Annotated in this window: 9 protein-coding genes; 3 read left to right on the forward strand and 6 right to left on the reverse strand. The window is 42.5% G+C overall.

Annotated elements, in window-relative coordinates:
- Positions 1 to 172: 172 nt before the first annotated feature.
- The 5 genes from OCW38_RS17225 to OCW38_RS17245 all read right to left on the reverse strand — a co-directional run bounded on the left by OCW38_RS17225 (position 173) and on the right by OCW38_RS17245 (position 6,571).
- Complete coding sequence (locus OCW38_RS17225) at positions 173 to 2,329, reverse strand: c-type cytochrome (protein WP_016766783.1); 2,157 nt, start codon at positions 2,327 to 2,329, stop codon at positions 173 to 175.
- Positions 2,326 to 2,940, reverse strand: coding sequence for a cbb3-type cytochrome c oxidase subunit II (locus OCW38_RS17230; protein ID WP_016766784.1), 615 nt, complete (start codon positions 2,938 to 2,940; stop codon positions 2,326 to 2,328). The genes OCW38_RS17225 and OCW38_RS17230 overlap by 4 nt, the downstream gene beginning before the upstream one ends.
- A complete protein-coding gene (gene ccoN / locus OCW38_RS17235; protein WP_016766785.1) occupies positions 2,941 to 4,365 on the reverse strand; it encodes a cytochrome-c oxidase, cbb3-type subunit I in 1,425 nt (474 codons plus the stop codon). It abuts the gene before it with no gap.
- A 65-nt stretch (positions 4,366 to 4,430) separates the two neighbouring features.
- Entirely contained in the window at positions 4,431 to 4,841 is a 411-nt protein-coding gene (locus OCW38_RS17240) for a c-type cytochrome (RefSeq protein WP_016766786.1), read from the reverse strand.
- A gap of 476 nt (positions 4,842 to 5,317) precedes the next feature.
- The gene (locus OCW38_RS17245; protein WP_016766787.1) at positions 5,318 to 6,571 is read right to left on the reverse strand and encodes a GGDEF domain-containing protein; all 1,254 of its coding nucleotides are present in this window, start codon (positions 6,569 to 6,571) and stop codon (positions 5,318 to 5,320) included.
- A 579-nt stretch (positions 6,572 to 7,150) separates the two neighbouring features.
- Here OCW38_RS17245 and OCW38_RS17250 point away from each other — a divergent pair.
- The 3 genes from OCW38_RS17250 to OCW38_RS17260 all read left to right on the forward strand — a co-directional run bounded on the left by OCW38_RS17250 (position 7,151) and on the right by OCW38_RS17260 (position 10,684).
- Positions 7,151 to 8,689: a bifunctional GNAT family N-acetyltransferase/carbon-nitrogen hydrolase family protein gene (locus tag OCW38_RS17250; protein WP_010429203.1), complete on the forward strand. Its 1,539-nt coding sequence runs from the start codon at positions 7,151 to 7,153 to the stop codon at positions 8,687 to 8,689.
- A gap of 503 nt (positions 8,690 to 9,192) precedes the next feature.
- Complete coding sequence (locus tag OCW38_RS17255) at positions 9,193 to 9,648, forward strand: hypothetical protein (protein ID WP_010429206.1); 456 nt, start codon at positions 9,193 to 9,195, stop codon at positions 9,646 to 9,648.
- Between the two features lie 10 nt (positions 9,649 to 9,658).
- Positions 9,659 to 10,684 (forward strand): diguanylate cyclase domain-containing protein, encoded by a 1,026-nt coding sequence (locus OCW38_RS17260; RefSeq protein ID WP_010429209.1) that lies wholly within the window; start codon positions 9,659 to 9,661, stop codon positions 10,682 to 10,684.
- Positions 10,685 to 11,059: 375 nt separating this feature from the next.
- On the opposite strand, the gene OCW38_RS17265 is transcribed toward OCW38_RS17260, so the two are convergent.
- On the reverse strand, positions 11,060 to 13,492 hold the full coding sequence (locus OCW38_RS17265) for a putative bifunctional diguanylate cyclase/phosphodiesterase (protein WP_029189267.1): 2,433 nt from the start codon (positions 13,490 to 13,492) through the stop codon (positions 11,060 to 11,062).
- Positions 13,493 to 13,494 lie beyond the last annotated feature (2 nt).

The following is a 13,494-nucleotide window of genomic DNA, read 5'->3' on the forward strand; positions in this document are numbered from 1 at the left end:
TCTGCTCAATTGTGTAACCAGATGGTTGCGATTGTGTTGTCTTTAAACGGTTTCGTTGTGACGGTCACATAGAAGAAAGGAGGCTCGCTCGCCTCCTTTCGATTTGGTAAACAGTGATAAAAATCACATTTGTCGCGTTGCTTTTGGGGCTAATCGACTAAGTACACAGCTTCTATTTTATGTTGATCGTATTGTCTCTACGGTCATACATATCTGGGGTGGTATGCAAGCCGCCCGCATAACCTGCTGCTTCTAGTGTTTCTCTTACCTCTCGAACGTGCTCAGCCGTGACGGGATCGTTTCTATCCCCAAGGTTAGAGCGTACAAAGGTAATTAACTCAGCCAAACGTTGATCCGACAACACATCTTCAAAACTTGCCATTGGCATGAAGTTTCGGTCTTTGTCGAGATAGGTGGGTTGTAAACCTCTCACCGTCACGGCAATGGTATTGAATGGGTCGCTGTGCATGATAATGCCGTTATTCAACAGAGTAGGGGCGATAGGGGCGCGACCTTTACCATCGTCACCATGACACGCTCCGCAGGTTTGACGATACGTGGTGTAGATTTCACTGCCATACGCGGCTTCATCAAACCCTTTAGGCTGTAACTGAACTGCGCCACTGGCAATGGTGTTGTTGATGTCACCACTGAGTAGGTAATAGGACATCGACTCGATATCTTCACGCGTCATCAAACTCAGGCTGTTTTTCACTACGTCAGCCATCCCTGCAAAAGCGGTGCCTTTGTCAGAGTGACCTGTGTGTAGGAAATCGGTGAGTGTTGCTTCATCCCAACCATCGATATAAAGCTCGTTGGCTGTGATATCTGGCGCATTCCAACCGTCAATCAAGTTACCTTGGAAAATACGTTCAGGTATCAGAGCTTGAGCAATGTTTCGTGGTGTGTGGCACTCAGAGCAGTGGCCAAGACCAGTGACCCAATATTTCCCTTGTTGCCATTTATCAACGTTGTCTACTTTGTCTTTTAACTCTTCAGGTACTTGATAATCAACGGGATCGGTATCCATGAACACAATGTTCCAACCAAGCAAACCTAAGCGAATGTTCGATGGAAACATCATGCTGTTGTCATCATTACGTCGTGGTACGGCGGTGATTGACTGCATGTATTCCCACAAATCCACCATATCTTGGTCGGTCAGATATTGATATGAGGTGTAAGGCATAGCAGGGTATAGATAGCCCTCCTTACCCTTGCCAGCGACTAACGCGGCTCGAAAGTCTTCAAAGTTGTATGTTCCAATCCCTTCTGTTGTGTGTGGGGTAATGTTGGTTGAGTACACAGTACCAAAAGGGGTAACGAATGGTAGGCCGCCAGCAAAAGGTTCGCCACCTTCCGCACTATGACAAGCCACACAGTCACCGGCGTACGCTAGGTATTCGCCGCGCTCAACAGATGAAGCTTTCAAACTCGCGAGCCTTTGTTGTTCCACCTTACCAGCGTGACGAATATAAGCCCCAAGAGCGAGTATTTCATTTTCGGTAAGCTGCTTATCAAACGCTGGCATTACGTTGTTCAAACCGTGATTTATGGTGTGCTGAATTTCTTCAATGCTTCCGCCGTGTAGCCAGATATCGTCAGAAAGATCCGGTACACCTATTAACGGGTTTGCAACTGAACCATCGGCGTGACAAGACGAGCAGTATTTCGTGAATAAGGTTTTACCGAGTTCGACTTTAATCTCGGGCACATCAGTATGACGTTGATTGAGAGACGCTAGATAGTACGACATCTTAGCCACTTCATCAGGACGTACTATTTCGCTCCAACCTGGCATTGCACCGTTTCGACCTTTGACGATGGAATGAATAATGGCTTCGTCGCTGCCGCCATATAACCATTCTTGATCTATTAGGTTAGGGAAATGCTTTTGCCCTTGAGCATTATCTCGATGGCAGGCTGCACAATGAGTTTGGAACAAGATCTGACCACTGTTAACGATCTCTGGTACTGCAGATAATCCTTCTAAAGTGGTTTCACTGGTTTGAGAGAATTGTTCATTCAGGCTGGTGGTCGGCGAGCTTAGCTTATCGTCGCTTTGTTTCCAATCGACTAACCCTTCCCATTCGCCAAGACCAGGGTAAAGTACCAAATAACCCGCAGACAATAGAAATGCCACTGCATAACTGACAAACAGTAATTTGGGTGGAGGTGCATCTTTCTCTTCTATGCCATCAAAGGTGCCAAGGGTGTGGTCGTGATCGGCTTTGTGATTGCTACGCCAATATTTAACAACAACGGACACCATAAGAGCGAAAAAAATTAAGGTTAAAATTACCGCCCATAGATTCCAAAATGTGCTCATTGTGATAACTCCTGTGACGTATCTTTACCAAGGCTTTGTAAGTAGCGAATCAAAGCTTCACCTTTGGTTTTGCCTCTTACTTGCAATCGGGCGTCACCAATTTCTTGATCGGTATAAGGCACACCTAAGGTACGTAACACTTCCATTTTGGCGCTAATATCGTCGCCAGTGAGAGTCTGCTCAAACAACCATGGGTAAGACGGCATGATAGATGTCGGTACAACTTGTCGAGGGTTGATTAGGTGAATAACATGCCATTGGTCAGAATACTTTCTGCCTAAGTTGGTTAAGTCGGGACCCGTACGTTTGGAACCCCACAAGTTAGGAAACTCATAGATATCGTCTGCTTCTTTATTCGGACGACCATTACGTTTCACTTCTGGTTCTAGAGGGCGAACCATCTGAGTGTGACATACATGACAGCCTTCACTGATATAGATGTCTCGTCCTACTAATTCGATAGGTGTCAGCGGCATCGCTAAGCTGTCTTTCGCAATATCGTCTCCACGGACAATGCTTGGCACTACCCAGACCAGTAAAGAGAAAGAAGCGACAATAACGGTAGTCAAAATTAAAATGATTATTGAATGTGTAAAGTCTTTACTCATCATTTAAGCCCCCTCATTGACGGCATGTTTAGCGTCATGTGCGACTGGCATACGAACCGTTTTAAACAAATTAAATGCCATAAGGAATAAACCCAGAACAAACAATGCACCACCAAAGAATCGTAAGAACAACCAAGGTGCTTTAAAGTCCATAGCTTCAACAAAGCTATAAATTAGCTCTCCATTTTCATTTTGAGCGAGCCACATATAGCCCTCACCGATACCCGCGACCCAAAGCGCTATGGCATAGATGGCGACACCTGCATGAGCGAGCCAGAAGTGCCATTTAATCAGTCGTCGTGACCAAAGATCGGTTTGGCCCCATAAGCGTGGGATGAAGTAGTAAAAAACCGCAATCCCTGACATTCCAACCCATCCAAGTGCAGCAGAATGTACGTGACCGATGATCCATTCGGTGTTGTGTGCCACCATGTTGAACCAGCGAATGGCAAGTAGAGGACCTTCGAACGTCGCCAAACAGTAGTAAAGAATTGCTGAGAAAAAGAATAATAGAATGTAGTCGGACTTCAACTTTTCTTTGTTTTGCAGCAGGGTCATTGCGCTATTGAAAGCACCGGCCCAAGAAGGGAGCCACAGGATCAATGACATCACGATGCCGATGTTCTGAATCCAGATGGGAACGGACGAGTAAACTAGATGGTGCGTTCCGGCCCACGTATAAAAGCCGACCAAGCCCCAGAAATGGATCACAGACAAACGGTACGAGTAGATAGGGCGTTCTGCGGCCTTGGGGATGAAGTAGTAATTCATTCCAATCACACCGGCTGTTAGCAAGAAACCGACGGCGTTATGTCCCCACCACCATTGAACTATTGCATCTTGAGCTCCTGCAAACACAGAGTAGGACTTCATGGCCGAGACTGGCATCGCGAGATTGTTCACGATGAAGATCATTGCGACAACAATAATGAAAGCGGCGAAGAACCAGTTAGCCACGAAGATATGACTCACTTTACGCTTAGCAAGGGTGCCAAAGAACAGTACCGCATAGAGCACCCAAACCAACACAATCAATAAGTCGATTGGCCATTCAAGCTCCGCATATTCTTTTGAACTGGTGTGGCCGGCAGGCAAGGAGATTACAGCGAGTAACAAAATGAATTGCCAGCCCCAAAATACCATCCATGACAGGCTTTTATTGAACAGATCGCAATGACCAGTTCGCTGGGCAATATAAAGTGATGTCCCCATTAGAATGTTGACTACAAACCCATAGATTACACCTGAGGTATGAAGAGGGCGAAGACGACCAAATTGAAAATATTGAGAGTCGAAATTTAACACTGGCCAATACAGTTGCGCGGCGAGAATTACGCCGATGATCATGCCTACAATAGCCCAGACTAAGGAGGCGATAATAAAGCATTTCACTACCTTGATACTGTATTGCGTTGTCACGTTTTCCATAACAAGGCTCCTTGCCTAAAATTTTAAATCGTCTATTTATTATTTTATTGCCGGTCCGCACATCTCTATTTAGAAGCTTGGCTTGCTTGAGAGTCGTTGCTTTGCTGGAAGCCATTATCCATCTGTGCTTCGTGACCCAATTGAGAATAGAAATAGGAAATGTCACGGATGTCCTGATCGGAAAGCGTGTCAGCTTGTTGCTGCATCAATATCGCCAGGCCGCTCGTTCTTTCTCTCGTTTGGTAATCTTTCAAAGAAGAAATGAGATATCCCACCTTTTGTCCACGAAGGTTAGGGTAGGGATCTTGTGTTGAGATACCATCAGCACCATGACAGGTCATACATACCTTGGCTTTTTTCTTACCTAATTCGAACTGCTCATCATCGATTCCTGCATAAACTGGGTACGTTACGAGCGTCATTAAAACGGTGGAAAGTGCGGCTATGGAGTTAAACTTATGTTTATTCAAACTCATTACTGATTCCCTTGATTCTAAAGTTAACAAGCGTTTCGTGATTATAGAACGGTGATATTTGGCTGCGACTACCTGACCTAAAGCGATTAAAAAATCGTAAAAACGAATTACGTTCGATTAAAGGTTATGCAGCGTTGCACATTCTCGCTACTTGTTGAGCCATATTTATTAGTAATTTCGTATCTTAATACGTACTTACCTAATCGATTGGTTTACTTATCGAGCTTAAAAAGTAGAGTTTTAATCGCCATCGTTATGAAATGATACCTATCTTAATGGTAGCAATTCAGTCAATGTGCTTTAAATTCGGATGAGGAGCAAAGAGGGATAGATAACTTGTAAGTCAGGGTGAGATCGTGAGTGTTTCTTAGACAAAATTACGGTCGATTTGACGAGCACATTTAGTTATGACCATATGCTTCCTTTTTAGGGGGCTAATCATGCACATTAACCACTTGAAAGAACACCGACCAACGTTAAGGTGCCGTTAAATTAGATACAGCGATGGTGTTCTTACCCGTGTTTTTAGCTTTATAGAGTGCCTCATCTGCATGGGAAAGTAATTGGTTTGAAAGGTCTTTGTGAAAGTGGTGTGTCGTATCAACACCTGTTAGGCCAAAGGAGCAAGTCGCGTGAAATTGATAAGGCGGTAGTCCAAAAGTGTATCTGGATACTTGTTCTTTGATTGATTTTAGTCTTTGTACTACTTGTTCTTCCTCCTGCCCCGAAAACAGTATAACGAATTCATCCCCACCGAACCGGGCAAAGCAATCCTCAGAGCCAATAAAACGTTGAGTTATAGTCGACACTGTCTTTAAAAGCTCATCACCACTCGAATGTCCATATTGGTCGTTAACGGACTTGAAGTCGTCAATATCGAACATACATAAATGAAGTCGAGGCGCTCTATTAGCCGAAAAGGCTTCAAGGGCATCAGAATACCGAACTTCAAAGTAACTGCGTGAAAACGCCTTCGTCAAATAGTCATACATCAAATGGCTATTTAACTGATTTCTTTCCTGATACAGCTCGTCGATATGAAGTACTAAAATCCATGCAATGCAAAAAGTGACGAGGAAAGATCCAATCCATGTCAGTGGTGGAAGGTCGATAACCTGAATTCCGGTTAGGGCATCCAAAACCCCGGTTACTGCCCAAAAGATGGTTGTAAGTAAAAGCAGTAGCACTATGCCAACACGTTGATTTATCTTGCACTGATGTTGGTAAATTCGAGCCAGAATGAGAACGCAATATCCTAATAATAATATTGCCCCAGCTCCCCATAATTGAAAGAGTGGTCCAAAAGACAGCCCGGTATAGTAAGTGGACGTCGGGTAAAGCTCTTTAGCTAAGAAGTACTCGTTAGGAAATAAAGCGATCACTGCGAACAGAGTACAAATGGTGTAACAGCGCTTTAAGTAAACAGGAGCGTCATACTCAAAGAATGAAACGTAGAAATGTAAACCCAATACAACAGTGAACATTGCAGTAATAACCGTCACACGATTAGCAATATCAAGATAATCGAGGTTATCGCTACTGTTAATGAGAATAAAAAAGGCGGCCAGAAACACGCCGCTAACGAAAGCGAATAAAGAAAAAATTAGATAGTACTGTATTTTTTCTTCATGGCGAGAATGTAAATGGTGGTAAAGCACGTTAAAGAACAGACCCGCTATGAGGCTGATACTAGAAGCAACGATCAGGGGAACCGAGTACAGTGATACCATTATTTTCCTGTAATATTGACAGCGATGTTTGAGAGGTAATAAGAATCGTTATCTGGCTAATCATGGCCTCGTCGTGGAGACGTTTATTTATTACGTGAATAGATGCGATCTATATAATGGAAATTATCAACTATTTCTTTTAAAAACAAGTTTCCAGTGCTTCATTAGAGTTAAAATCACTACCAACAAAAACCTAGAACTAGGTTAGCTATCGAATGGTGTAGAGTTCATTGTTGCAAAGCTCGCGGTTACAGACAAATAGTGTTTAACATCAAGTGAGTGGATACCGCTTACTCAAGCCGAGTGTAGTTCGCTTTACCTCATTCAGCGATAATGATGCCTAATTGGGCCTGTGACAGTTTACCGCTCATACGACATGTTGTTGCCCATCATAAAACCGATCAATGATACTAAGTCGGCTTGATATGACAGTTTCTAAACCCCAGCAAATTATCAGTTAAAGGGGGAGACGACTTCCCTCGGCTTGTCACCCCTAACGGCTGCCTTTGGGTGTATGTATGGCTCAAAATATGGCATCCTCAAGCCTATCATTTAAAAAGGACACACGGACCGTCGGATATGGATACCAACTCGCATCAACTCTCTTTACGCACTATTGAGCCATCGGATTACACCGAATTGGCGGCATTAATGAATCTCGTGTTCCCCGATGTGGGAGGTGCATGGCCCCGCTTGACTATCTTGGATCTAATCCATCAGTTTCCTGATGGTCAAATTTGTATTGAAGATAACGGCAAGATCATCGGCGCGGCTTTGACGATAAAAGTGAACTACAACCGCTTCTCACTGCCTCACCTTTACACGGACATCATCACGGAAAATAACGTGATTCAGAATCAAGTGACAGGCGATGCCATGTATGGCTTGGATGTTTTTGTACACCCTGATTATAGAGGCCTCCGTTTAGGTCGCCGTTTGTATAATGCCCGCAAAGAACTGTGCCGGAGCAAAAACTTCAAAGCGATATTGGCAGGGGGGCGCATCCCTCTTTACCACGAGCATGCAGATGACCTGAGTGTTGCGGAATACATCGACAAGGTAAAACGTCGCGAACTGCATGATCCTATTTTGTCGTTTCAGTTGGCCAACGACTTCGATGTCAAACGAATCATGCGCGGTTACCTGCCTGAAGACGATGCGTCTAAAGGGTATGCAACGCTTCTGGAGTGGGACAACTTTTTTTATGAGGAAGACATTCAATCGGTGCACGATGTCGAGAAAAACCTGATCCGTATTGGCGTAGTGCAATGGCAAATGCGTGCCATGAACGATTTAGAAGATCTGCTCGATCAAGCGGAGTTCTTTATTTCCTCTCTGGCCAACTATCAAGCTGACTTTGCACTTTTCCCTGAGTTTTTTAACGCGCCGCTGATGGGGCTAAAAAAGGAACAAAACTCTGTTGAGGCGATCCGTTTTCTTGCTAGTTTCACTGAAGAGATTAAATCACGCTTTTCCCAATTGGCCGTTACTTACAACATCAATATCATCGCCGGTAGCATGCCGATTATTGAAGAGGATGGGAAACTGTATAACGTCGCTTACCTATTGCAGCGTGACGGGAGCATTAACGCTCAGTACAAAATACACATCACGCCTCATGAGCAAAAGGATTGGGTGATTGATGGGGGCGACAAGGTACAAGTATTTGATACGGACGCAGGTAAAGTGGGAATACTCATTTGTTACGACAGTGAGTTTCCGGAGTTGGGTCGAATGATGGCAGAGCAAGGAGCACAAATTGTGTTTGTGCCATTTTGGACCGATACCAAAAATGGCTATCAGCGCGTTCGTATTTGCTCTCAAGCGCGAGCTATTGAGAATGAGTGTTACGTGGCGATTGGTGGCAGTGTGGGCAATCTCCCACGTGTCGATAATGTCGATATTCAATATGCGCAGTCAGCGGTGTTCTCACCCTCAGATATTTATTTCCCGCACGATGCCACGTTGACGGAAGCCAGTGCCAATACCGAAATGATCATTTTTGCGGATGTCGATTTAACCAAGCTTAAGCAGCTCAATATGGAAGGTTCGGTCACCAACTTACGACACCGTAGACTTGACTTGTACGGAGGCTTTACCAAAAACAACAAGTCTTAATAAGGCGGAGAATGTTGATATTGGGTGTTGCGAGTGACTGAGGGGAGGCTACATTGCGTTGACTGTACTATCGATAATTCACTTGAGTTGTTCATTTCACCTATCGTCTATTTGCTACCTTATTAGAGGGGGTTGTTACGCTTTGAAGTGGCACCGTCAATGTGTAGATTGATGCGCAACATACGGCAATGATGTACGCCGTGATAACCTAGGTATCAATTTATAAACCTATCTAGAGTGTCGCTATTACATTAGATCTAAAGTGCTAAGCGCAGAGCAAAAGCGCTGCATGATGAATATAGCCATGCTAGAGGCTGTATTGAGTGCTTTTACTTAGGTGGTAAAAAATAGGCATTCATACGGTCTCCCTGACTTATAAATTAGGTGGCAGTGAGGTGATTAAGTCGAAAGCTATATGATTGAAAATTAGACAATCACTAGTTAAGTCAAATGGTCAATTTGGTCTAGACTCAATTTAGTGACTTTTTAAAATGGAGTTTAAAATGAGAACTGTATTTCTGTTTATAATTTTTCTTTTTTCGTTTTCTAATCTTGCCGCCTCTGAACTCACTGTGTTTGATCACTTAGGGCAAAAGCATAAGTTAAGTACGGAGCAGCTTTTATCTTTGCCTCAAAAAGAAATCGAGACTTCGCTTCCTTGGGTTGATGGACTGTCGGTATACAGTGGAGTGACGTTGCAGACTGTTCTTGAAACGCTAGATAAGCCAATCCCCTCTCAAGTAACATTTGTGGCGTTAAATGACTACAAGATTGCCGTGCCCAAAGAAGATTTCTTGGACTATCAACCAATTATCGCGATCAAGCAAAATGGAAAGCTTATGTCGGTAAGAGATAAAGGCCCTTACTGGTTGGTTTATCCATTATCTTCGAACCCAGAGATCGATAGTACGGATTTCCATGCAAAGATGATTTGGCAGATAAGAGATATTCACCTTTAGAGGAGCGATTATGAAAAAGCTGTTGTCTTTGGCTGTCGTGAAAGTCGTTGTGTTGTCTTTAGCGGTAGCCGTTCTTACTATCAATATCTATAGTGTTACTCGGATAAATGATATCAACAAGAGTTTTTCTAATCGGCAAAATGAAGCTACATGGTTTGTTTTTCAATTAGTAAAGGAATACGCCAACTTTTTGATGATCAGCCAATCTGATAAAATTGATTACGAAAAGTTGTGGCTCGCTTATGATATCACTTGGAGCCGGTTTGATATTTTAATCAACAGTACAGAATCTTCGAATTTCATTAAATCCGCTAACTTTAAGCCATACTTTACGACAGAGTTTGATAAATTTAAGGCGTTGGAGCCATCAATTAAATTAGTGAACGAAGGCATCCTAGCTCAAGAGTCTTTACAAAAAAAGATTGATATTTGTTACCATACATTAGTTGGTTTTATTAACGAAAAATTCCGGTTACAAAGTCCCGTTATCGAAGAAAATACTTTCATGGTCGATAAATTAGTCATGACTCATCAAATAAGTAGTATATTTCTTACCCTGATATTGATGCTTACAGGTATTATTTTCTATGTCGACTTTACCACTAAGCGAAGACTACTCTCGACTGATGTCACCACTGGCTTTCGTAATCGAGCTTCGTTAATGAAGTTTGTTAAAAATAATTACCTAAAGGATAATAATTTCGATCTGTACTTCGTGCGAATCCGAAATCTTAGTGAGATTAATCAAAAATATGGACTCGAATATGGTGATTTAGTTGTTAGCTCGGCAGCTAAGTCTCTGATAGCAAAGATTCCTGAAAATACCATGTCGTTTCGTAGCAGCGGTAGTCAGTTTTTGTTCTTCATTCCAGACCATGAGTGCACGAGTGATGAAATATTGGAGAAATTTAACGATGTGCTCAGTGATTATATAGCGGCAGGTAACTTAGAGTTGATGATTGATGCGGTCGTGAGGCATAAAAAGAACATCAGTTTTCAAGATATGATGGAGCTATTAACTAATATGCAAGGTTAATACTCTTTTATCTGAGCGAATACTGACCTCTATTATTTAACTCATCTTTCTCCCTATCCCTACACTCAATCAAATCGGCGGCTGTCAGTTTGGCAATCGTAACTGTAATTTCCCACGTTTACCTTCTAGCCGAATCATATTTTTTTCGTCCTGATTCATCTGTTTATCTGTTCATCTGTTTGATGTGAAGTCGCAAAAGTCGATAAAGTTGGTTTGCATAGATCTAATCTAGATAAGGTTAATAGCTAGGGCAGATTAAGACAGATAGGATGATTTGAAAATAGAAAGGGGCAGTAGTCGTTATAGATTAGGACCTTGCTACTTCATAGTGGTCGCCGTAAGCATTCAAAAAACAACAACAGATGAATATCTACGTTATTTTTTCTGAGTTAATGAGACTATTCGTTCACTAGAACTAGATTTGAGATGGCGTTGAGCGTCTAAAATAGCTTGGGGGTCGTGGTCTCTGACAAACTCGATGAATTGCAGGTAGGTTAGCGGTTGACTAAATAGGTAGCCTTGTATCAAATCACAGTTTGCCTCTTTGAGGTATTGATACTGCTCTATTGATTCTACCCCTTCACCGACAACTAACGTGTCACAAGAGTGGCCTAAGTTAACCATTGATTCAACCATTTTACGGCCTGCTTTGTCGTTGACTATATTGTCGATAAAGCTCTTATCAACTTTTAGTTCATCTACTGGGTAATGAAGAAGTTGGTTAAATGCAGTATAACCGGTACCAAAATCATCGAGGGATACTTTTAACCCCAAGCTTCTGAGGCTCTCAATGGTTTGAACGGTAAGTTTGGTGCTTTTTACATAACTGGTTTCTGTGATTTCTATAATTATGTTACCTGGAGTGACCTGATATCGTTCAAGAACTTTACGTATATTATCGGCAAAGTTACGATTATAGAGCTCCATAGCTGAAATGTTGATCGATAAGGTGCCTTGATAATTGTGAACTTCTGCGAGTTCGTTATAGCACTTGATTGCTGTTTTAATTACCCACATGTCAAGTTTGGAGATTAGATTACTCTTTTCCGCGACAGGAATGAACTCGTCGGGCCCAGCGTTAATATCAAACAACGCAGGGCAGCGTATGAGGCATTCAGCACCATCGATGTGAAGTGTTTGAGCGTTGAATATGGGCATAAAGCGAAGTTCGAAATTGTCGCTCTCACAACATTCTAATAGCCTTTTCTCGAGCGTGTCATGTCGCTCTAGTGTATGCAGCAACTCTTCACCGTACATGATGCGACTTTCTCCATCACTGTGAGACTTAGCATTGATCAGCATTTCATCAACACATCTATGCCATATCTCTTCGAATTTTGGAGTGTCCACAGGCAAGACAGCTGTAGCGATTGAGAGCCTAAATCCATAATAATCAAGGAATGTAGTTCCGGTCAGGGTGTTATTGATGTTCTCAATTTCTTCGTTTATCGATTTGCGTTCATCCATCTCTAGTATGGCAATAAATTGGTTCCCGCCAAGTCTTGCCAAAGAATAATCACTGCAGCTAAACCCTAAAGAGGACTGTTGGTGTTGCAGCGTTTCTCTCAATGCCTTAGCTAAGCTCACCAATACATTGTCACCGACTTTTGCTCCATATAAGTCGTTGATCTTTCTGAAATCAATAATGTCCCAACAAACCAAATAACAATGTGGGCTCATTGAGCTTTTTAGGCGGACATCTAAGTGGCGAATGAATGAGCGTCGGTTGGCTAATTTAGTGAGTTGGTCGAATTCGGCTTCGAACTTCAATTCCGTCAAGGAGTCAATGTACGCATTCTTCAAACCATCGATTTCGCTTTGCCCAGATGAGCGTTTGAAATATCGCAGCTTTAATCCACCAATAGAGATCTCGTGAAGTAAGTCTTTGAGTGGGCGAACGAGCTGGTAACGTACCACCATATGTATGATTAGCATGATTGCAAAAAGGGTCGTAAAGCAACCAACCAGAGTCTGTCTGACGATGATTGTCTTTTCCTCGTTGAACTTTTGCTCGCGAATATTCACTTGAGCTATAAAGTGTCGGCTTGTCATCTGTACATTGATGCTTTCTTTCGTTTGTTCAATGGACTTAATCACAAACTGTGTATTTTCAATGTTAGCAACGTCTGATGATGGCTCTATTAAGAGCTGCATATTTTCGTCATCATTATACTTAATCAGTAATCTAGAGAGCTGTTTTAAAGAGCCGTCTGCGATTAATATGTATCGATTTAAACTGTTACCCGAACGCTTATCTTGAGGCAGTAAGTACGGGTCAATTGCAGCGACATAAGCATATCTGAGCTCACCACTGACCGATATATAAGAGAAGCCTTTTGGAGATAGCTCTTTTTTGTTGACCAGTGACGTGTATAAATCGAAAACCTTTTCATAAATATTATCAGGAATTTTTAGCCTTTCAAATGGGTCGGCTCTTAACGTCGATAGCGTTAGATTGAACTTGGGATCTACTATATAGACATTACGCTGTCCAAATTGATTGACGTGATTCTGATTGAGGACACGAAGAACCCGTTTCTCTAGTAGAGATAAGGTAGTGTAGTCATCGGGAGTTTGGATGTAACGGAGAAACTGTAATGAAGAACCAATATCTTTAACGAGCAACGACAAACCGAGTTGTTCGTATTCTGCTGCAACTAGAGCCGTATTCACGTCAGATTGAACTTTGTCTAAGTACATACGCTTAGCATGGTGTGATGCAAAATTATATGTCACCACCCCTGCTATTGTAGCGACAAGGAGCAAGGTTGGTATGAGTACTAAATACAACTTTCTTAATATTGGCATTA

The sequence above is a fragment of the Vibrio cyclitrophicus genome, assembly GCF_024347435.1.
Lineage (GTDB): Bacteria > Pseudomonadota > Gammaproteobacteria > Enterobacterales > Vibrionaceae > Vibrio > Vibrio cyclitrophicus.